Source organism: Gluconobacter sp. P5H9_a (assembly GCF_018812085.1).
Classification (GTDB): Bacteria; Pseudomonadota; Alphaproteobacteria; order Acetobacterales; family Acetobacteraceae; genus Gluconobacter.
On the sequence record NZ_JACRVW010000006.1, the window covers coordinates 212,480 to 234,148 of the forward strand.

The 21,669-nt window shown below is 57.6% G+C and carries 18 protein-coding genes; 7 read left to right on the forward strand and 11 right to left on the reverse strand.

Going from position 1 to position 21,669, the window contains the following annotated elements:
• The first annotated feature begins 109 nt into the window (after positions 1-109).
• Both KP708_RS08805 and xth read left to right on the forward strand, forming a co-directional pair.
• Positions 110-454 carry an iron-sulfur cluster assembly accessory protein gene (locus KP708_RS08805; protein WP_046899719.1) on the forward strand — a complete coding sequence of 115 codons (345 nt, stop codon included), beginning with the start codon at positions 110-112 and terminating at the stop codon, positions 452-454.
• 4 nt (positions 455-458) lie between these two features.
• Positions 459-1,229, forward strand: a complete 771-nt coding sequence (xth, locus tag KP708_RS08810) for an exodeoxyribonuclease III (protein ID WP_215748913.1) — start codon at positions 459-461, stop codon at positions 1,227-1,229.
• Between the two features lie 39 nt (positions 1,230-1,268).
• On the opposite strand, the gene KP708_RS08815 is transcribed toward xth, so the two are convergent.
• The 6 genes from KP708_RS08815 to KP708_RS08840 all read right to left on the reverse strand — a co-directional run bounded on the left by KP708_RS08815 (position 1,269) and on the right by KP708_RS08840 (position 8,501).
• Complete coding sequence (locus tag KP708_RS08815; protein ID WP_215748914.1) at positions 1,269-1,562, reverse strand: hypothetical protein; 294 nt, start codon at positions 1,560-1,562, stop codon at positions 1,269-1,271.
• A 131-nt stretch (positions 1,563-1,693) separates the two neighbouring features.
• Entirely contained in the window at positions 1,694-2,341 is a 648-nt protein-coding gene (locus tag KP708_RS08820; protein ID WP_215748915.1) for a CPBP family intramembrane glutamic endopeptidase, read from the reverse strand.
• 95 nt (positions 2,342-2,436) lie between these two features.
• Entirely contained in the window at positions 2,437-3,912 is a 1,476-nt protein-coding gene (locus tag KP708_RS08825) for a sugar porter family MFS transporter (protein WP_215748916.1), read from the reverse strand.
• A gap of 268 nt (positions 3,913-4,180) precedes the next feature.
• Complete coding sequence (gene aspS / locus KP708_RS08830) at positions 4,181-5,977, reverse strand: aspartate--tRNA ligase (protein ID WP_202206526.1); 1,797 nt, start codon at positions 5,975-5,977, stop codon at positions 4,181-4,183.
• An 81-nt stretch (positions 5,978-6,058) separates the two neighbouring features.
• Entirely contained in the window at positions 6,059-7,582 is a 1,524-nt protein-coding gene (locus KP708_RS08835; RefSeq protein ID WP_215748917.1) for an FAD-dependent oxidoreductase, read from the reverse strand.
• A gap of 148 nt (positions 7,583-7,730) precedes the next feature.
• Positions 7,731-8,501, reverse strand: coding sequence for a DUF2076 domain-containing protein (locus KP708_RS08840; protein ID WP_215748918.1), 771 nt, complete (start codon positions 8,499-8,501; stop codon positions 7,731-7,733).
• A gap of 575 nt (positions 8,502-9,076) precedes the next feature.
• On the opposite strand from KP708_RS08840, the gene KP708_RS08845 reads away from it, so the two are divergent.
• From KP708_RS08845 to KP708_RS08860, 4 genes are all read left to right on the forward strand, one after another.
• Positions 9,077-9,955, forward strand: coding sequence for a glycine--tRNA ligase subunit alpha (locus KP708_RS08845; RefSeq protein WP_046899728.1), 879 nt, complete (start codon positions 9,077-9,079; stop codon positions 9,953-9,955).
• Positions 9,948-12,002, forward strand: a complete 2,055-nt coding sequence (gene glyS, locus KP708_RS08850) for a glycine--tRNA ligase subunit beta (RefSeq protein WP_215748919.1) — start codon at positions 9,948-9,950, stop codon at positions 12,000-12,002. Before KP708_RS08845 ends, glyS begins: the two co-directional genes overlap by 8 nt.
• A 5-nt stretch (positions 12,003-12,007) precedes the next feature.
• A complete protein-coding gene (locus tag KP708_RS08855; protein ID WP_215748920.1) occupies positions 12,008-14,029 on the forward strand; it encodes a DUF2075 domain-containing protein in 2,022 nt (673 codons plus the stop codon).
• Between the two features lie 109 nt (positions 14,030-14,138).
• Positions 14,139-15,179: an L-idonate 5-dehydrogenase gene (locus tag KP708_RS08860; protein WP_215748921.1), complete on the forward strand. Its 1,041-nt coding sequence runs from the start codon at positions 14,139-14,141 to the stop codon at positions 15,177-15,179.
• Positions 15,180-15,183: 4 nt separating this feature from the next.
• On the opposite strand, the gene rodA is transcribed toward KP708_RS08860, so the two are convergent.
• The 5 genes from rodA to KP708_RS08885 form a co-directional block, all read right to left on the reverse strand.
• Positions 15,184-16,356 carry a rod shape-determining protein RodA gene (rodA, locus tag KP708_RS08865; RefSeq protein WP_064273947.1) on the reverse strand — a complete coding sequence of 391 codons (1,173 nt, stop codon included), beginning with the start codon at positions 16,354-16,356 and terminating at the stop codon, positions 15,184-15,186.
• Between the two features lie 11 nt (positions 16,357-16,367).
• Complete coding sequence (mrdA, locus tag KP708_RS08870) at positions 16,368-18,293, reverse strand: penicillin-binding protein 2 (protein ID WP_215748922.1); 1,926 nt, start codon at positions 18,291-18,293, stop codon at positions 16,368-16,370.
• 65 nt (positions 18,294-18,358) lie between these two features.
• Positions 18,359-18,925: a hypothetical protein gene (locus KP708_RS08875; protein ID WP_215748923.1), complete on the reverse strand. Its 567-nt coding sequence runs from the start codon at positions 18,923-18,925 to the stop codon at positions 18,359-18,361.
• Between the two features lie 4 nt (positions 18,926-18,929).
• Positions 18,930-19,862 (reverse strand): rod shape-determining protein MreC, encoded by a 933-nt coding sequence (gene mreC / locus KP708_RS08880; RefSeq protein ID WP_202206517.1) that lies wholly within the window; start codon positions 19,860-19,862, stop codon positions 18,930-18,932.
• A 16-nt stretch (positions 19,863-19,878) separates the two neighbouring features.
• Positions 19,879-20,928, reverse strand: a complete 1,050-nt coding sequence (locus tag KP708_RS08885; RefSeq protein ID WP_007283695.1) for a rod shape-determining protein — start codon at positions 20,926-20,928, stop codon at positions 19,879-19,881.
• Between the two features lie 305 nt (positions 20,929-21,233).
• Between KP708_RS08885 and KP708_RS08890 the strand changes: the two genes are divergently transcribed.
• Positions 21,234-21,491, forward strand: a complete 258-nt coding sequence (locus tag KP708_RS08890) for a hypothetical protein (RefSeq protein ID WP_202206516.1) — start codon at positions 21,234-21,236, stop codon at positions 21,489-21,491.
• Positions 21,492-21,669 lie beyond the last annotated feature (178 nt).

Genomic DNA, 21,669 nt, shown 5'->3' on the forward strand with positions numbered 1-21,669 from the left:
CTCCCTTCAGCGCAACTCTACCCCTTTGCCCCTGACCCCAGTCTGACCATATAATCAGGACCAGAACCGTCCTGCCTTTCAGCAGACCTCCAGAAACCGGGAACGAGCAATGTCCGAAACCCCTTCCTTCACCATGTCTGCCAGTGCGGCGGCACGGATTGTGGAAATCATTTCCGCCCAGCCGGAACCCGAAGGGCTGGCTTTGCGCGTCGCTGTTCTGGCGGGAGGCTGCAATGGCTTCCAATACCAGTTCAAGCTGGATCGCACGAAGAACGATGATGACGTTCTGATCCAACGTGATGGCGCGACTGTCTATGTCGATGAAACCAGCCTCGATCTACTTGAAGGCGCTGAACTGGAATTCGTCGACAAGCTGATGGGCGCGCACTTCACGGTCACGAACCCCAATGCCGCTTCAGCCTGTGGTTGCGGTACAAGCTTTTCGCTGGCCTGACAGAATGTCCTTTACCTTCGCAAGCTGGAACATCAATTCCATCCGCGCCCGCGCACATCTCGTTCAGGACTGGCTGGAGCGTCATCCGGAGTGCGACCTGCTCTGCCTTCAGGAAATCAAATGTGAGGACAGCCAGTTCCCGGCAGCTTTCAAGGACGCAGGCTATCACGTCGCCACGACAGGCCAGAAAGCTTACAACGGCGTAGCGTTCATTAGCCGCCGCCCATTTGACGTTACAACGCACACCCTGCCCGGCTTCGATGACCCCACGGCACGTTATATTGAATGTGAGCTCGATGGCCTGACGATTGGTAACCTCTACCTTCCCAACGGAAACTCCGGCGGAGAAGACGGGTACAGCAAAAAACTCGCGTTCTTTGAGGCTCTTGCAGTTCGGGGAAAAGAGTTTCTGGAAAGCGAAAAGTCATTCGCCTTCATCGGAGATTACAACGTCTGCCCCACAGATGAAGATCTCGCGCCCAAAGCCCTTTCGCCTACTGATGCGCTGGTGCGACCCGAAACCCGCGCAGCCTTCCACCGCCTGCAATGGCTTGGCCTGACAGACGCTCTACGCGCTATTCACCCAACTGGTCGTCACTACACATTCTGGGACTATCAGGCAGCCGCGTTCCAACGGAACTCAGGTCTGCGCATTGACCACGCCCTCCTCTCCCCGCGCGTCACCGAACGGCTTGTTTCGTTCACGATTGACCGTGACGAACGTTCGGCTGAAAAAGCTTCAGACCATGTCCCGGTCATTGTAACACTCCGCTAGATAAAAAAAAGCCGCCCCCTGAGGAGCGGCTTTTCCATTTCAACCCCGCGGCAGATATGGCGGCGGCCTGTGAGCTTGCACTCGGGCCAGATGGCCTGGCATCCACTGATAGCCATTTCCGACCCATTTCCACTGCCCCGGGACCCACTGCATGGTTCGTGCATGCGGCGGAATCCTTTCATTGGGAGGATGTGGCGGTGGAGGCGGCGTCTGGCGATACGGGCCCTGATAAGGAACGAATTGGGCTTGGGCCGTTCCGCTGATGGGTGGCAGAGCCATGGCTCCGACAAAAAGCGCCGACACGGCGAGCAAGCCCGACAGATGTTTCAACATAGCGTCTCACTCCTCTTACAAAAGGCGCTGCGTAGGAGTGCTACATTGCTGCCCTCACAAGGCAGTGATCAGGCGGAGTTGTGGCGGAAAAAAGATTCTCTGCTGCAATATGCAACAGCCGTTTCAATACTTTAGCCATGATGCCAGGCAGAGCCGGTGTAGAAAAACCGTCCCAGCCCGACCGTAAAAATCAGACACCCGTAAAGACTGTGTTCCAGACAGACCAGCTTCAATGACCGGTGCCGCCCGTAATCCCGGGCAAAGATCAGACCACCCAGCGTGGTCATGACAACAGCGATCCAGTTCAGGAAGATCACATGGGCAAACCCGAACGCCAGAGCACTCGCAAGAACCGTTCGTTCTGTTGATCCGAAGACAACGCTGTAACGCCGAAAAAGAAATGCCCGGTACAGAACTTCCTGAGGCCAGACGGATAACAGAGGATACAGCCCCATGATCATCAGCCAGAAAAGTGGCTTTTGCCGTGGGAGGCTGAGAAAAGTGTCCGGCCACAGACACCATGCCAGCAACACAACAAGCGGCGCGAGAAGCGCAAATCTCACGAGAATACCCCGCACCTCAAATCGAAACTGATGCGGGTCAGGCCGATCTTGCCGCATCCAGGCAAATGCCAGCAAAGCAGCGATCCAGATCAGCCCGAACAAGAGCCCGGCTCGCCGCTCCATCAAAATCAGAAGGGGGCCACCTCCGTAAAGGGCCAGAAATTCCGTCCCTAAACGAAGTCGATTTAGGATAGAGGGACCATGAGAAGAGGACATACCGGGATCTTCCAAAAGACTCTGTCACACCTCATGATCTCACAGGCTCCCTCCCCCTGACAGCACAACCCAAAGGCCAAAACCACGCTGGCCGATCATGCAGACAGTGACTCTGCCTCCTGCCAGTTCGTAGGAGAGGCCTTCTCAGGGCGGCTTGGCTGACCAATTTCCCGCAAGGGCATTCCCGCTTCGACCCGCTGCTCGATATCTTCTAGCGAGCAGTCTTTGGTTTCTGGCACAAACACATAGCCGATCACGAAGAAAACCGCATTGAAGCCGGCCAGTAGCCAGAACACGCCATAGTCGTTAATCGCCCCCATGACAGACAGAAAGACGTTGCTGATCAGCCAGTTCGTGATCCAGTTGGCGAATGTGGAACAGGCAATTGCGAGAGTACGTCCCTGCAGCGGCTGAATTTCCGTGCACATTGTCCAGGGAATGGGGCCTTCCCCAAACGCATATCCAAGAATGAACAGGACAAGCAGACTGACAATAGCGATCTGCCCAAACATCCCGCCAACATGCAGGTAAAGCAGAGTTCCAAATACGCCGAGACTTAGAGATGCCACGACAGTGCTGACAAGCAGCAGAGGGCGCCGCCCCCAACGGTCAATCAGAACAATAGCGGCAAACGTTGACACCATATTGGCCAGTCCAAGCAGCGTTGTGCACCAGACGGCAGCCGATGTGGAGAAACCCAGATGCTCCAGAATATGCGGTGCGTAGTACATCAGGATATTGATGCCCGCGAGTTGCTGAAAAATCTGTAAACCAATCCCCAGAGCAAAAGTCTTTCGGAACCCGGAAGAAGACTTCAGCAGAGCAAACCCGTTCCCCTCTGTTTTGCGCAGGTTTTCTTCAATGCGGTTGAGTTCTTCCGTCGCCCTTTTCTTGGAACCACGCACCTTCTGCAGAACCGTATGAGCTTCCTGTCGACGCCCACGCATGGCTAGCCAGCGCGGAGAATAGGGAACCTGCAAAGTTGCAAGAATGAAGACAACTGTCGGAACAGCCAGAATTCCGAGCATCCACCGCCAATGGCCGCCATAAGACAGCAGACTGTCTGATAGCAGTGCCAGCAGCATGCCTGCTGTAATGACAAGCTGATACATTGAGATCATCTTGCCACGTCGGCTTTTTTCCGTGATTTCAGCGATGTAAAGCGGGGCCGAAAAAGAGGCAAAACCAACCCCCAGCCCCAGACAGACACGTCCTGCAATCATGACGGGGATGGAAGAGGTCAGCGAGCATAAGGCCGTGCCGAGCAGGAAGAGTAATCCTGCATAAAACATCGCTCCGCGGCGCCCTCGATGATGAGACAGCGGAATGGCGAGTAACGAGCCAGCCGCAGCTCCAAGCATCAGGGAAGAGACGATCCATTCCAGCGCGCGTTCGTTGGCCTGAAGGTCTGCCCCCATAAATTTCAGGGCCCCAGCAATGACACCAGTATCCAGCCCGAACATCAAACCGGCCAGGCCGGCTGCACCAGCAAAAAGAAAAGCATTTCGCCGCCCCTGTTGCACCCGACCCTGCACAGTGACGCCGTCTCGTTCCGGAAGGGAGCTACTCACCGAAAAACCTTTCTTGATCGCTACAGATAGCTACAGAAACGGTCGTTCCATGGAAAAGTTTTCCATCAATGAAATCATATTCCACCCTTCTTCAGAGATACATTCCTTACACAAATACAGTTCAAAAACTCTACCAAATCAGGTTGGTTTGATACTTATAAAATTCTGAAACAGTGTTTTTATACCAACCAACTGCAATCTTATCTCCAATAAAAAAGCCGATACTCCATCAGGAGCATCGGCTTTTCCGTTCCGAAAGCTGAAAGGCTTACTTTGTGACGGCAGGCTTCGGCTTTGGCAGATCCAGCGCCAGATGCAGTTCCTTCAGACGCGCTGGCTCAACCGGAGCCGGTGCTTCCATCATCAGGTCTTCGCCGCTCTGGTTCAACGGGAAAAGAATGACTTCACGGATGTTCGGCTCATCAGCCAGCAGCATCACGATACGGTCCACACCCGGAGCGGCACCACCATGCGGCGGAGCGCCGTAACGAAAGGCGTTCAGCATGCCACCAAAGCGCTCTTCCACAACTTCCGGGCCATAGCCTGCGATCTCGAAAGCGCGCAGCATGACTTCCGGCAGATGGTTCCGGATTGCGCCGGAGGACAGTTCCACGCCGTTGCAGACGATGTCGTACTGGTAGGCGTTGATCGTCAGCGGGTCCTGCGTGTTCAGCGCGTCCAGACCACCCTGTGGCATGGAGAACGGGTTGTGGGAGAAGTCCACCTTGCCCGTCTCTTCGTTGAGCTCGAACATCGGGAAGTCCACAACCCAGCAGAAGCGAAACGCGTTCTTCTCGATCAGGTCCAGCTCTGTCGCGACCTTGGTGCGGACAACACCGGAGAACTTTGCAACTTCGTCACCCTTGCCAGCAGCGAAGAACACGGCATCACCAGCCTTCAGGCCGCAGATCTCGCGTATGCTCTCGACGCGCTCAGCTTCAAGGTTCTTGGCAATCGGGCCCTTGCCGCCTTCTGCCTCGAAAATGATGTAGCCCAGACCACCTGCGCCGCTCTCACGAGCCCAGGTATTCAGCTTGTCAAAGAAACCACGCGGACGATCACCCGCACCCGGTGCCGGGATCGCACGGATCTGACCACCGGAAGCCGCAATTTTGGCGAACAGACCAAAACCGGAATCCCGGAAAGCATCCGTCACGTCCTTGATGATCAGCGGGTTACGCAGATCCGGCTTGTCGGAGCCGTAGTCGCGCATGGCGTCGGCATACGGAATGCGCGGGAATGCGCCGTCCGTGATCTTCCAGCCTTCCGGCGTGAACTCGTTGAACACGCCAGCCAGAACCGGCTCCAGAACCGTGAAGACGTCTTCCTGCGTGACGAAGGACATCTCGAAATCGAGCTGATAGAACTCACCCGGGCTACGGTCAGCGCGTGAGGCTTCATCACGGAAGCACGGTGCGATCTGGAAGTAACGGTCAAAACCCGCCACCATGGCAAGTTGCTTGAACTGCTGCGGAGCCTGTGGAAGCGCGTAGAACTTGCCTGGATGCAGACGTGCCGGCACGAGGAAGTCACGCGCACCTTCCGGGGAAGACGCCGTCAGGATAGGGGTCTGGAACTCGGTGAAGCCCTGCGCGATCATGCGCTGACGCAGGCTGGTGATGACCCGGCTGCGCAGCAGAATGTTCTGGTGCATCTTCTCGCGACGAAGATCGATGTAACGGTACTTCAGGCGCAGTTCTTCAGGATAGTTTTCCTGACCGGCCACCTGAAATGGCAGAACAGCCGCGTTGGACCGCACTTCGAGTTCTTCTGCAAGAACTTCGATGTCACCCGTCGGCAGGTTCGGGTTCCGCTGGGAACCCTGACGGACCACAACCTTACCGGTGACGGTAATGACGCTCTCAACGCGAAGGCGCTCGGCCTTTTCCAGCAGGTCCGTGCCAGCCGGGATAACAACCTGTGTCACGCCATAATGGTCACGCAGATCGATGAACAGCAGACCACCATGGTCGCGCTTGCTGTGCACCCAGCCGGACAGGCGGACGGTCTGTCCGGCGTCCTGTTCACGCAGGGCGCTACAGTCATGGGTGCGGTATGGATGCATGTCGGGCCTCTTCAACGTCCTGGCGGATAAGTGGGCGCAGGAAGCCGGGACGGCCCGCTCATGTCAAGCTTCGTGCGCGGTTCAGACCTTTTCCTGCACAAAACCTTCGAAATCGACGGCGGCTCTGGCCATGTCATACGCATGACCCGCGCCCGCCAGCGCAACGGGCTTTCCATCCTTGAGATAGGTCGCAAGGAAGCTGAAGCCCTTGATATCCCCTTCAAGGCTGACGTTATCGAAGCTCTCGCCCCAGCCCAGCAGCTCAATTTTCTTGCCGAATTGCTGCGTCCAGAACCAGGGCGTTGGCAGATGGGTTGTTTCATGTCCCATCATGGCCAGGGCAGCGATACGCCCCTGCACCTGCGCATGGCGCCAATGCTCGATTCGCCGAGGTTTACCTTCATGGAGGATGGCAGACGCGTCACCTGCCGCATAAACACCGGGAGCAGCCCGCATTAGATGATCTACGACGATTGCTCCGTCATCATCCCGATCCAGCCCCTGCACAAAGTCCGTTACGGGCGTTACGCCGATGCCAGCCAGAATGAAAGAGGCTGGCAGCTTCATGCCGTCCTCCAGTTCCACCCCTTCGGCCTTTTTCTCTCCGTAAATTTTCACGACTTTTGCGTCGGAAATGAACGCCACGCCATTTTCTTCGTGTAACTGGCGCAGACGCGTTCCAATCTCTCGACCAAAGTGTTTTTCCATCGGCACGTCTGTGGAGGCGATGACAGTCACTCCCACACCGCGCTGTCGCAGGCATGAAGCCACTTCCAGGCCTATGAAACTCGCACCGATGATCGTTACGGCCTGATCCGGGTCAATAACCCGGGCAATGTCTTCCGCATCCTGCTCCCTATGCAGCGTAAAGACGCGCTTCAGATCTGCGCCAGGAATGTCCAGACGCTTGGACCGCGCGCCCGTTGCGATCAGAACATGATCGCCAGACACGCTCGTTCCGTCTGATAATTCAACCTTCTTGGTAGCGGGATCGAAGGTCTGGATGGTTGCGTGCTTCAGACCAATACGGTGCTGGCCATAAAAAGATTCGCTTCGGAGCGAAGGAGCATGCGCTTTCTCCGGCTCGCTCAGCAATACGGTCTTACTCAGCGCGGTCCGGTCATATGGACGGTGCTTTTCTTCCGTCACCATCGTGATTTTCCCGGCAAACCCCTCCTGACGGAGCGCCACCGCAGCCATCAGGCCTGCTGCACCGGCGCCAAGGATCAGGACGGTTTCATCCTCCTGACGCGCTGATGGCACATCCCGCTTCATGGGGCTGGTGCCGACCAACACACGACCGTCAACAATTTCCACCGGATACCGCGGCAAGGGCTCAAGGGCGAGCGGCTCTACGAGACTGCCGTCAACGGCATCGAAAACCGCCTTATGCCAAGGACAGACCAACACACTGCCTTTTTCCGTCTTGCAGAACGCACCCTGCTCCATCGGCGCTTCCTTATGGGGGCACTTGCCGCCCAAGGCATGCACCTCCTCGCCGTCCTTCACCAGAACAACCGAAGTCCCCTCAATGGAAAAAGAGGCAATCTGTCCCTCTTCCAGATCCTTGAAGGCGACTAGGTCGCGAAAATCATTGGTGCTCATCGGACAGCCCCTGAAAATAGTGGAAAATCTCGTTACAGAAACAAACGCAGCATAGGCATTCGGGTTGGCAAACAGCAAAAAACCCGCCGGACTAAGCCCGACGGGTTTTCGTGATGCGACGTCTATTTAGGCGTAACATTGTGCGCCTTTAGAACATGTCGTCGAAGCCACCGCCGTCTCCGCCACCACCGAAGTCTCCGCCGCCGCCGCCGCCAAAGTCGGAATCTGTGAAGCCACCGCCAGCATCCGTTCCAGCGCCACCAAACGGATCGGAACCAGCGTCACCATAGTTGTTGTTGATGATGGTTTCGCCACCACCGCCAAAAGCACCGGCATCTCCACCAGCATGATGATCGCTGAACAGACCTTCAAGCGCATTCGCTGCCATCATGCCGCCAGCCACGCCGGCAGCCGTGGTGAGAGCGGAGCCAAGGAAGCCCGATCCACCGCGCTGGAACATGCCAGGCTGATATCCTGGCGGATAACCATACTGCTGCTGCGGCTGGAAGTTTGGCGGAGGCATGGCGCCACCTTGAGCTCCCCAGCCCGGAGGCGGAGCAGAAGCCTGCTGGCGGTTGTTGTTGCCACCGCCGAACAGACCACCAAACAGTCCGCCACTTCCGGAAGGACGGCTCTGCTGAGCCTGCTGAAGCTGCTGCTGTGCCTGCTGGAGCTGAAATTCCAGCTGACGGATACGGTTCTGCGCCTGAGCAAGAGCTGCTTCCTGCACAACTGCCATCTGCGTCACGCGATAACGGGCTTCCGGATATTTCTGGAAGTTATCAGCAATGAAGCGATCAGCCTCAGGGTCGATCGGCGGAAGAGCTGGCATCTGCTGCTGGCTGAAGCCACCTCCCTGCTGCGCACCGCCAACACGGCCAATAAAGCGGGAAATGACTTCGCGTTCTTCGTTGTTCATCGTCTTTGATCCTTCCAGACGAAGAAGTTACGTTCTCCCCCATCATATGAGGCACCAGCGCTCAATCGACAAGGGATCGACCTGCAGCTCCATCAGGCCTGTTACTAAATTAGAAGTAACGCACCTGACTGCTTCCAAGGCTCACGACGACCTGCATATCATGCAGTCAAACACAGTGTCTGATCTTTAGTTTCATGCTGGGGCTGCCCGGGCCTTTCCAGCCATTCCCGTGTCATAGCGATTCGTCCATTTGACGAGGACATCCGCGATGTCACGGCTGCATCCAAGCCGACAGCAAGCCACGTCGAATCATGTGATGGCCGGAGCTTTCCCCTGAACGAAATTGCTGCGGATGTGTATTCGACCTTTTCCACTCTTGCGGCTCAGACAAAAGACATGCCTCCGTGCTGGAAGTAGCAACCGGAATAAGCGCCAGCTCTGGCTGATAAAGCCGCATTTGATAAGGCTGGCATCGAATTTTCAACGATCTAGCAGTCCAATAACCCCGCTCACTTCCGGTTATGGACCTCAGGCTGTAAGGTAACCGCCAATTTTGCCAACCGGAGCCTATTGAATTGTCTGCGACCCGGCCGCTCAGCTTTCAGGACCTGATCCTGCGCCTTCATCAATTCTGGTCTGAGAAGGGCTGCGCTATCCTGCAGCCCTATGACACAGAAGTCGGAGCCGGAACGCTCTCCCCTCATACGACCCTGCGCGCGCTGGGCTCGAAGCCATGGGCTGCGGCCTATGTGCAGCCCTGCCGCCGCCCGTCGGACGGTCGTTATGGCCAGAACCCGAACCGCCTCCAGCACTATTACCAGTATCAGGTCCTGCTGAAGCCAACCCCGGAAGAGAGCCAGAACCTGCTTCTGGAGAGTTATCGCGCCATCGGGATTGATCCCGAAAAGCACGATATCCGATTCGTGGAAGACGACTGGGAAAACCCGACGATCGGCGCCTGGGGGCTGGGTTGGGAAGTCTGGTGTGACGGCATGGAAGTCACGCAGTTCACGTATTTCCAGCAGGTTGGCGGTATCCCGACCGTCATGCCTTCTACCGAACTGACTTACGGGCTGGAACGGCTGGCCATGTATGTTCAGGGCGTTGAGAACGTTTATGACCTGGACTTCAACGGCAAGGGCCTGAAGTACGGGGACGTGTTCCTGCGTGCCGAGCGCGACTATTCCCGTCACAACTTCGAACTGGCCGACACGCAGATGCTGCTCACGCATTTCAACGATGCGGAAAAAGAGTCCATCCGTCTGGCAGAAGCTGGCGTCGCGCAGCCTGCATTCGACCAGTGCCTGAAGGCTTCCCATTATTTCAATCTTCTGGATGCCCGCGGCGTGATTTCCGTCTCTGAACGCGCATCCTATATCGGACGCGTCCGGACGCTGGCGAAAGCCTCCTGTGAAGCGTGGCTTGCTGGCGAGGAGGAGACGTCCAATGGCTGAACTGTTGCTTGAACTGTTCTGCGAGGAAATCCCGGCCGGCATGCAGCCCAAAGCTGCCAGCGAACTCGGTGCCCTGCTGACCAAAGCACTCGATGGCCTTAACCCGTCCGGTATTCAGACGTTCTACGATACCCGCCGCATCGCGACCGTCCTGAACGTCGATGCCGAAATCCCGGCTCGTACCGTCTCCGAGCGTGGCCCCCGCGAAGGCGCTCCGGAAAAGGCTCTGGAAGGCTTTACCCGCAAGCATGGCGTCACAGTTGATGAACTGACGCTGGAAAACGGCTTCTGGGTTCTCAACAAGCAGCTTGATCCCGTGAGCGCGGAAAGCCGCATCGCCGAAGCTGTGCCAGACCTTTTGTGGAAATTCCCTTGGGCCAAGTCCATGCGCTGGGGTGCAGGCTCAAACTTCTCATGGGTGCGCCCGCTCCGTCGCATCACCTGCCTTCTTGACGGCAAGGTCGTTCCCTTCTCGCTCGCCCGCGATGGCGACGATGCCCACGGCCTCAAGTCCTCCAACCTGTCCGAAGGTCACCGCTTTCTGGCGCCCGGCGGGTTTGAAGTCCGTTCGGCAGATCACTGGCTGGAAGAGCTGGAAACACGCTCCGTCATCGTTGACGCGGACAAGCGCCGCGACATGATCCGTACCGGTGTTCACCGTCTGGCTGAACAGCAGGGCATTACGGTTGTGGAAGATGAAGGACTGGTCGATGAAGTCGCCGGTCTTGTCGAATATCCAGTTCCGCTGCTGGGCCGCATCGACGACGCATTCATGGACCTGCCCGCCGAAGTCATGCAGGTCTCAATGCGCATCAATCAGCGCTATTTCGCCCTGCGCAATGCGGACGGCAAAGCCGCGCCGTTCTTCGCCTTCGTCGCCAACCTGCCGTTCAAGGATGGCGGCAAGCTGACGATCGCCGGAAACGAGCGCGTTCTGCGTGCCCGTTTCGCCGATGCCCGTCACTTCTGGGATCTGGATCGCAAGACAAAGCTCGCGGACCGCGTGGCAGCCCTCGATGCCGTGACGTTCCATGCGAAGCTGGGAACGCAGGGCGAGCGCGCCAAGCGAATTTCCGATCTTGCAGGAACTGTCGCTTCTGCCATGGGCCTGAGCGCAGAGCAGATCGCACAGGCAAAGCGCGCAGGCCTGCTATCTAAAGCCGATCTGACGACCGGCATGGTCGGCGAATTCCCCGAGCTTCAGGGCGTCATGGGCGGCTATTACGCGGCACATGATGGCGAAGGCGACGCCGTTTCAAAGGCGGTGGCCGAGCATTACATGCCGCGCGGCCAGTCCGACGATACGGCAAAAGCGCCTGTCTCGATTGCCGTGGCCCTTGCGGACCGTCTGGATCTGCTGGCTGGCTTCTTTGCCATTGGCGAGACACCCACCGGCTCCGGAGACCCGTACGGCCTGCGTCGCGCTGCACTGGGTGTGATACGGACCATTCGTGACAACGGTCTGCGTCTGGATCTGACGGACCTCTTTGCCAAGGCGGCAAACGGTCGCACCGGCGGGGAACTCGCCAAGCTGCCGGACTTCATGGCAGACCGTCTGCGCGTTCAGCTCCGCAGCGAAGGCGAACGTCATGACGTTCTGGCCGCCACCCTGGCAGGCGGTCTGGATGGCGATCTTGTGCGCCTTCTGGCTCGTACCTCGGCCCTGTCGGACATGATCCAGACGGAAGACGGCAAGAACCTTCTCGCCGCAGCCAAGCGCGCCGCCAACATTCTGCGCATCGAAGACAAGAAGGACGGCCCTCACAAGGGAACACCGGATGCGTCTCTCTACGCACAGGATGAAGAGCGCGCTCTGGCAGATGGTCTAAACAGTGCCGTGCCTGCGATCGAGACGGCCCTGAAAAACGAGCGTTTCACCGATGCGATGCAGGCGATTGCAGCCCTGCGCCCGACATTGGACCGCTTCTTCGATGCTGTTACCGTCAACGCCCCGGAAGCCGACATTCGCGCCAACCGTCTGAAGCTTCTGGCGACTTTCCGCACGACCACAGCCCTGATCGCCGATTTCGGTCAGATCGAGGGCTGAGCCTGATGGGAGCGTGGTGGTCCGGCCCAGTCGCCACGTTCCTCAACACGGACCCGGATCGTATTGGAGAGCGCCTCGCCCATGAAGCCGCGCGCAGGCGCTTCTCCAGCGAGCCTCAACAACTCCGTGCCTGGGCCACCCAACTTGATTATCTCCGCACCACGCTCACCGCTCTGCCGCAAACGGCAGGCTGGCAAATTCTGTTCGAATTCCCCATTCCCCGCCTAGGCGGCCGGATCGACACTGTCCTCATTTCCCCGGATGCGACATTCGTTCTGGAATTCAAGGTTGGTGCTTCTCGATTCGACGCCGCGGCTCTTGCCCAGACTGAAGGTTACGCGCTGGACCTTCAGGACTTTCACGCAGGCAGCCGTCATCACCCGATCATCCCCATTCTAATTGCGACAGAAGCCGCACAACCCGCTCAAACATCGCCGCTCCTGTTAGGATCTGGCGTCACGCCAGTTCTGAAGTGCAATGCTACAAACCTGACGAAGCTTCTGTCGGATCTCGCGCGCCGGACATTGCACTCCGTAGCGCCCATGCGACCAGAGGACTGGGAAGAGGCCCCCTACAATCCCGTCCCAAGTATCGTTGAAGCGGCTCGCCTCATCTATTCCACGCACAGCGTTGCCGATATCCATACAGCGAGAGCAGACGCGACCAATCTGACCCTGACGTCAGACCGCATCACGGAACTCCTTGAAACCGCGCGAAAACAGCACCAGAAAACAATCATTTTTGTCTCGGGCATTCTTGGCGCCGGGAAAACGCTTTGCGGCCTCAAGGCTGCCTTCGGCACGGCGGAGCCCGATAACTCCGCCACTTTCCTCACGGGCAACCCAACGCTCGTCCATGTTCTGCGTGAAGCGCTGACCCGTGATGCCGTGGCACAGGGTCAGAAACGCGCAGCCGTAGAACAGCGCATGGAATCCACCATTCAGTCCCTGACCAAATTCCGGGATTACCATGTTGGGCGCACCTCAGAGTGCCCGCCAGAACGGATCATGGTCATCGACGAAGCCCAGCGTTCCTGGAATGCCGATCAGGCCATTCGCAAAAGCGCACAGCGGCCTGTTCGCCTGACGCAGTCTGAACCCGCGCATCTCCTCGACATCATGCACCGGCATGCCGGATTTGCGGCCATCATCTGCCTTATCGGACAAGGCCAGGAAATTCATGATGGCGAAGGCGGCCTGGCCTGTTGGGGAGACGCTCTGGCAAGCCGCCCTGAATGGCAGATCCACGCATCACCGGATGTTGTCAGCTCCACTTCTGCCCTCACCACCCTGTCTCCGTCCTTACCGGTTCAAAAAGAGCTCTCCCTGCACCTCACAGTGCCGGTCCGCTCCCTTCGGGACACTGCAACACCCCGATGGGTGAATGCTGTTCTGGACGGAAATGTCTCTCTCGCCCGCAATATTGCGGAGAACGCCAATCTTCCATTCCGTCTGACGCGAAATCTTCCGAAGCTACGCAAAGCCCTGCGAGAACGAGGCCGCCTGACCTATCGCTGCGGCCTAGTTGCCAGCTCTCAAGCCAAACGATTGCGTGCGGAGGGCCTCGGTGCAGAACTGGCTCACATGGACTCTAACGCAGTCGCTCAATGGTTTTTGAACCGCTGGGTTCCAGACAAAGACGTTCGGGCGTCCGATGCGCTGGAAACTGTCGCCACTCAATTTGCCATTCAGGGTCTGGAACTGGATTTTGTCGGCCTTTGCTGGGATGGAGATCTCATCCGTACAGGCTATCCACAACGTTGGCAGCCCCGGCGCTTTAGCGGGACCACATGGCAGACCGTTAAATCCTCGGAAAAAGCCCTCTGGTCCCTCAATACCTATCGCGTGCTGCTGACCCGCGCGCGCTATGAGACCATCATCTGGGTACCGGAAGGTAATCTCGATGATCCGACACGTTGCCCAGAGACACTGAATGGCATTGCTGACTTCCTGCTGGCATGTGGCATTGCCCCCTTAAAAGGTGCGGAAACTCTTCAAACAGTCGACAGACGCCTTCTGGATGTATGAAGGAATAATCAGGCGACCCGCGTCTCCCAAACGTGACTGCCTTTAGCGCACAAGATCGGCCATATCTGAGTACCGTCATTCACGCTGCTCAGATGAAAGAGGCACAGCCATGCCCGGCATTTCCGCCCCTCAGACAACCGAAGCTCTGGTTATTCATGAAAAGGGTGATCTGCGTTTAGAGACAGTAGCCGTCCCACCGCTCAAGACGGGCCAGGTGATGGTACGTCCAGCCTGGGGTGGGATCTGCGGGTCGGACATGCATTATTTCCTGCATGGCGGGGCCGGAGCATCCGTTCTGCGAGAGCCGATGATTCTTGGTCACGAGGTTTCCGGAAACGTAGAAGCTGTCAACCCGGACGAAACACGTTTCAGGATCGGGGATGCTGTCGCCATCCATCCGGCTCGCCCGTGTGGACATTGCCCTGAATGCGAACGAGGCGCGAAGCACCTGTGCCGGAACATGCGCTTTTTTGGCAGCGCCGCGTTTCTGCCCCATACGAATGGCGGTTTCCGGCGCGAGATGGTCGTCGAAACATCCCAGCTTTATCCCCTGCCGTCAGGGCTGGACGTGAAACGTGCCAGCCTTGCCGAGCCATTCTCAGTCGCTCTCCATGCTATCACGCGCGCCGGCAATGTCGCAGGCAAACGCATCCTGGTTCAGGGGGCTGGGCCCATTGGCGCCCTGATTGTCGCAGGCCTCAAGGTCGCGGGAGCTACAGAGATCGTCGCAACCGATCTTCAGGACTTTGCGCTTGATGTTGCTCGCAAACTGGGCGCGACCACGACCGTCAACACCGGCCGTGACAGTCATGATGAAGAGTACGAAATCGTCTTTGAGGCCACCGGAGTCATACCTGCCCTCCCGACTGCAATCGCTCGTACACAGAAAGGCGGCATTCTCGTACAAGTCGGGATTTTCCCACCGGGCGATGTACCTGCCCCCCTGGGACAAATCATCGCGCGGGAAATCGACTATCGCGGGACATTCCGCTTCGATGAAGAGTTTACAGAGGCTCTGAAAATCCTCGCGGGTAATCCATGGATTGCGGACGGTCTCATCACCCACAGCTTTCCATTGGCTCAGTACAAAGACGCTTTCGACGCCTCGCTGGACCGCAAAAGCTCATCCAAGGTTCTCCTGGAACTGTAAGGGATCAGTCGTCTTCGTCTTCAAAGCCTGGGTCGCGCTCATTGCGATGGACCCAGGCTGACATCAGAAGCCCAAAGCCGAACATCATCGTCAGCATGGCTGAACCGCCATAGGAAATCAGCGGGAGCGGCACACCACCGACCGGAATAGCGCCCATCACCATCGAAAGATTGACGGCACAGTACAGGAAGAAATCCATTGCGATGCCGAGCCCGAGCAGTCGCCCGAACTGATTGCGGCTACGCATGGCAATGAGCATTCCTCCCAGTGTGAGGGTGGTCAGCAATCCAATGACTGCGATGCCCCCTGCAAAACCCCATTCTTCGCCGATCATGGTGAAAATGAAGTCTGTCTGTTTTTCCGGAAGAAAGTTCAGCTGCCCCTGGCTGCCATGCAGATATCCTTCCCCCCACATTCCGCCCGAGCCAAGCGCAATCTTGGACTGAATGATGTTGTAGCCGGCCCCCAGAGGATCATGCTCCGGATGCAGGAAGGTATCGATCCGGGCCTTCTGGTAATCATGCAAATGGCCGTAAATAAATTTTCCAAGGAATGGAATTGGCGCCACGAGAAGAACGATTTGCCATAGCCGCATGCCTGCAGCGAAAAACAGCGTTGCACCAATAACGCCAATAATCGTCGCAGTCCCAAGATTGGGTTCCTTGAGCACCAAAACGACCGGCAGAAGCGTCAAAATGGCAGGCATTATCAGGCGCAGCGGGTTCCCCATCCGCTCGTTACCAATCCGGTGAAACCACGTAGCAAGCATCAGGATCAGGCCAATTTTGGCGAACTCTGAAGGCTGGAACTGCATTCCTGCCAGATTGATCCAGCGTTCGGCCCCCTTACCCACATGCCCCATTCGCAGCACGAGCCCAAGCAGCAGAATGGACAACAAATAGACGGGAACGGCCATGATGCGCAGAATGCGTGGGCTGACCAGCGCCACTGCAATCATCATGACCAATCCAAAACCGAACCGAACCATTTGCGGCCCAGCGAAAGGTTTGGCTGATCCGCCACCGGCCGAATACAGCGCCACATACCCAACACCTGCCAGCAAACAGACCAGCAGTACATACAGCCAGTTGACCTGAAGCAGCCGGGCCATAGGGCGGAAATCAGGCTCAGCACGCAGGAGCCGCTTGTCAGATTTCAGAAAGCCAAATGTGTTCATGACTCCGCCCCTCACCCTTGCTCCGGTTCTGCCTGCGCAACAGTCTGCCCGGGAGGTCTGGATTGATTGGATGGATCACGAAGCAAAGTGTCTGTCATGATCTGCTTGGCCAGTGGAGCGGCTTCATCTGCGCCTGCATTGCCGTGTTCCACCACGACTGAGACTGCATATCGTGGGTCATCATATGGGGCGAAACAAATGAATAGGGCATGAGGACGATACTCCCATGGCAAGCTCATGGAATTAAAGTGCCCTGACTCACGCAAAGCTCGGGACACGCGCCGCACCTGAGCTGACCCGGTTTTCCCCGCCATCTGGACATCGGGCAGATCCAAACGAGCTTTCGGGGCCGTGCCATGTTGCTCATTCACGACCGCAAACATACCTGCGCGAACAACATTCAAATGTTCCTGCGGAATATCCACTGTCGGAGCGGCATCCAAAGAAGCCAGTCCTGAAATCTGGTCATTCGTTGCGCGGATCAGATGCGGTTGAACATTGCGACCTGAAGCAATCCGGGACACGTAGGTTGCAAGCGCCAAGGGCGTGACCTGCACAAAGCCCTGACCAATACCCGCATTCACCGTATCACCGCCATTCCAGTGAAAGCCGTGCTGCTGTCGCCATTCCGGCGTCGGGATGACACCTGCGCGGACATGCGGCAGCTCAATATCGAGTTTCACACCCAGCCCCATGGCGTTCCCGACGGCCTTGATCGGGTCCATGCCACAGCGGCGGGCTACTTCGTAAAAATAAACGTCACAGGAAAATTTGAGGGCTTCACGCATGTTGATCATGCCGTGTCCCCATTTGTTCCAGCAGTGGAACCGCACGCCACCCATATCGAAATAGCCGGGGCAATTGAAACGGTCCTGCGGTGTCACGGCACCAGCCTTAAGGGCGCCCATCGCCACTGCGGGCTTGAAGGTGGACCCAGGCGGATACAGCCCGGAAACAGCCTTGTCTACGAGTGGCGTCCGCGGATCATTCGCCCACTCATTCCACTGCGCATGGCTGACACCGGAATCAAACAGGGAGGGATCGAAAGACGGGGTACTGACCATCGCCAGCACTTCACCATTCCGGCAGTCCATGACCACAGAGCTGGCGACGCGATCACCCAGCCGCTCTAAAACCTTTGACTGGAGGCCGACATCCAGAGTGAGGCGAACATCCTCCCCCTGCTGGCCTTCCACACGGTCAATCTCTCCAATCACACGCCCCAGCGCATTGACTTCCATTTCAACAGACCCCGGATCTCCACGAAGAACCGATTCCTGCGTCTGCTCTATGCCAGCGCGCCCCACGCGCATTCCTGGCAGAGACAACGTCGTGTCCTTGGCCACATCGTCTTCATTCGGCGGAGCGACGTAACCGACAATATGCGCCGTCAGATCCTGAAATGGATAGAGCCGGGTGGACCCGACATCGACGAGAACACCCGGCAATGAGGGCGCATTCAGCTCAATCCGCGCCATGTCATCCCATGACAGGAATTCATGGAGCGTGACCGGAACATATTTATGAACATGCTTCAGATCGCGCTCAATGCGAGCCCGATCATGCTCATCAAGCGGCACAATCTGTGCAAACCGTTCGATGACAGAGGCGATATCTGTCGTTTCTTCCGGCATCAGGAGCGCGCGCCAGCTAACCTTGTTATCAGCAAGAGCCACACCAAAGCGGTCATGGACGGTTCCACGCGCGGGGGCCAGCAGACGCTTGCTTGTGCGGTTACGCTCCGCAAGCTGGCGGAGATGGTCGCCCTCAACGGTCTGAATATTATAAAGCCGTCGCCCCAAAGCCCCTAGAACACCTGCCTGAACCGCCATCACCACAAGCGCACGGCGCGTGAAGACGCCACGCCCTGAGCGAACAGGCGCATCCTGGCTTCGCGAGCGCTGCAGGGTCCGAAAAGGGCGTTTTCTGGAAAACATCAGGTCAGGCGTTCAAGTCCGGAAAAGAAAGCGGCGATTTGCGCGGAGAGCGCGAAAATGCGCCGTCAGGCCTGATCGGGATTGGCAAACGTGCGGCGGCCCCAGACAAACAGCGCGGTAAGACTGGGATAGATACCGATTGTTAGCGCAGCCTGAAAGAGGCCTGGTGCGGGCGATAATAGCGCAAATGCATGCAGACAGACGAGAGCCCACTGAAAAAAGGATGCCAGCGCCGCCAGAAAGCTGAAAATCAGCCAGCAGGCTACGAATCCCAAGCGGGACAACCCATAGCGCCAGTGATGGGCCACTCCGTAAATCACGAGCAATGACAGAAGGATGGCACCCGGCGGACCAAAACTGAACAGTTCCAGAACGAGTCCGCACATAAAGACTGCCAGGGCCGGCATGGAACGTGGGCGACTAAAGGCCCAGAACCAGACTGTACACATGGCGATGCCGAACTGAAGTTCTGCCTGCCCGGGAATTCCAAACGGTGCAGACAGCAGAACCGCAACCAGAATGATGAACAGAGACGGCATGGCTGCGCGAACAAACATGTCCAGCCGTCGGCGGAGCGTCTGTTTCGGCTCAACAGCAGAATGCAAATGGGGGGTAGAGTTTTCGGCAACCATCCGATTATTGCCCTCCCTTCCCCAGAGGTTCAGACATTCCCGGCAATTTGGGAAACGACAATCCGCCCGGCAACGCAGGTTCTGAAGGAGGACGCCGGATCTTGACGCGCCCTGGCGCATCAGGGGCTTGGCCGCCATCGTCACCGTAGTCAAAGACGCGCACGATATCCAGACGGCGCAAGTCAGCGTCCGGCATTACAACCGGCCGGTTGGGAGCGAGGTAATGAACCGTTCCAATCGGAAGGCCCGCAGGCATTGCACTCTGCCCGCGCGTCTCCACACGTTCCCCTTCAATGGGATGGTGGTCCTGCGGGTAATAAATCAGTCGGGGTGTATCCGTGTCATCCCCGGCCATAATGGCATCTCCATGAGATGCCGCCAGCGTGACAGGAATTCGGCTGGCATCATCATTGATGAGCAGAACACGAACCGTATGAGGCCCGACCTCCGTGACACGCCCTAACAATCCAGACGAATCCAACGCTACATCACCCATATGAACCTGATGCCCGCTGCCAACATCCAGCAGAACAGCGCGTGAGTAAGGCCCACCATCATCACGCGTAACGCGGCCGGTCACATACTGGGGGATACTTTCCGGAATCCAGTGCAGGCTATTCTTCAGGCGGCCATTTTCGGCTGCCAGAGCCACAGCCACATCATACCAGTGCCGCAGAGCACGGTTCTCATCTCGCAGACGGGAATTCTCCCGCGCAAGATCCGTCGCACCCCGTAGATCCACAAGCCAGTCCCGCAATTTCGTCTGCGGCAGAACAAGAGCCTGATAAGCAGGCGCCAGAATATCGGTAGCCTGCAGACGTGCCCCATCCACTACCGGCCGCCGGACCAGCCCAAGCAGGACCAGTGCCACGGCGAAGAGGATCAGGATCGGCAGAGTTGCTCTTGCGAACACCTGCCGAGTGTGGATGGAGAACACTGGACTGTGTCCGGGTTCAGTACATGCTGCTCAGAACACTGCGCAGACGGCGCATTTCTTCGAGCGCACGACCCGTTCCCAGCGCCACGCATGACAGCGCATTCTCAGCCACGGTCACAGGGAGCCCCGTGTAAAGACGCAGAACCTCATCGAGGCGGTACAGGAGCGCACCACCGCCGGAGAGGACAATCCCTTTGTCCACGATATCGGCAGCCAGTTCAGGTGGCGTATTTTCCAGTGCTGTTGTCACGGCATCCACGATCTGCATGACCGGCTCTGCCAGACTTTCTGCGATCTGGGCCTGACTGACCATTACCTCACGCGGCACACCGTTGATCAGGTCCCTGCCCTTGATTTCCGTGATGGGGCCATCCGGATTGGATGGGTCATCCGGCATCATGGCGGCGCCAAGCTCGATCTTGATACGCTCGGCAGAGCTTTCGCCTACGAGAAGATTATAGGTCTTCCGGATGTAGGAGATGATGGCCTCATCCATCTTGTCTCCACCTACGCGGGCAGAACGGGCATAGACGATACCACCGAGCGAGATCACGGCCACTTCCGTCGTCCCGCCACCGATATCCACGATCATGCTGCCAGACGGTTCAGTGACCGGGAGGCCTGCACCGATTGCGGCTGCCATCGGCTCTTCGATCAGCATCACCTTGCGGGCACCCGCGCTCTCGGCACTTTCCTGAATGGCCCGACGCTCAACGGCGGTCGCGCCGGAAGGAACGCAGATGATGATCTGCGGACTCGCGAAGGCCCGGCGATTATGCACTTTACGGATGAAGTGCTTGATCATCTCTTCCGCGACTTCGAAGTCCGCAATAACGCCGTCTCGCAGCGGACGGATGGCGGTGATGTTGCCAGGCGTACGCCCGACCATCTGCTTGGCTTCGTTACCAACAGCCAGAACCTGCTTTTTACCGCGCACTTCAGCGATGGCAACCACAGATGGCTCATCGAGCACAATACCGCGGCCTTTAACGTAAACGAGCGTGTTGGCAGTGCCGAGGTCGATCGCCATGTCAGCAGACATGAGACCCAGCAGACGAGAAAACATCCAAAACTCCTGGCGCGGCTCTGTGCGGCAGACAGATTATATATCGTTAAGGTGGGGCGGGCTCCCCGCGGGTGGACTTAACGATGCAAAGGCCGTTCAGCAAGGGTAACAGTCCCGATAATGTCATTAGCGACGAACAACTTTTCATCACGGGAGATCAGGACATGGAAAAAAATCTTTCCGCGCCTCAATCTTGCCACCCTTCAGTCACGTTCTCCACGTTACCACTATATGGTCTTATCCGACATTCCTTTCCGAAAGCAGAGGAAGCGTCGGAGAAACCAAACAGAAACAGGACATAAAAAATGAATATGACCAAGACTCCCCGCCTGATCGCCGTCCTGACCCTCTGTGGCGCTGCTCTTGCGGGCTGCGGTAGCCCGTACGACAGTGGAGCTCGTGCAGGCTCTGGCGCCCTTGTCGGTGCAGGTGCCGGCGCTGCAATCGGCGCCCTGGCTGGCGGCGGTCGCGGCGCGGCTATCGGTGCACTCGCAGGTGGTGGTACAGGCGCTGCTGTTGGTGCAGCAACCACGCCAAGCCAGCGTTCACGGAACGGTTACTGAGCCTGTTATCGGGCTAGCGACCATGAATTCTAAGGATTTGTGACATGAGGTCCGTTATCGACCGCTCTGCTTTTCGGGGCGTAGCTCTGATTGGCGCTTTTGCGACCGTTCTTTCCCTAGGCGGTTGCCAGGGAAACTATGACCCGGGATCGCGCGCCCTTGGCGGCGGTCTTCTGGG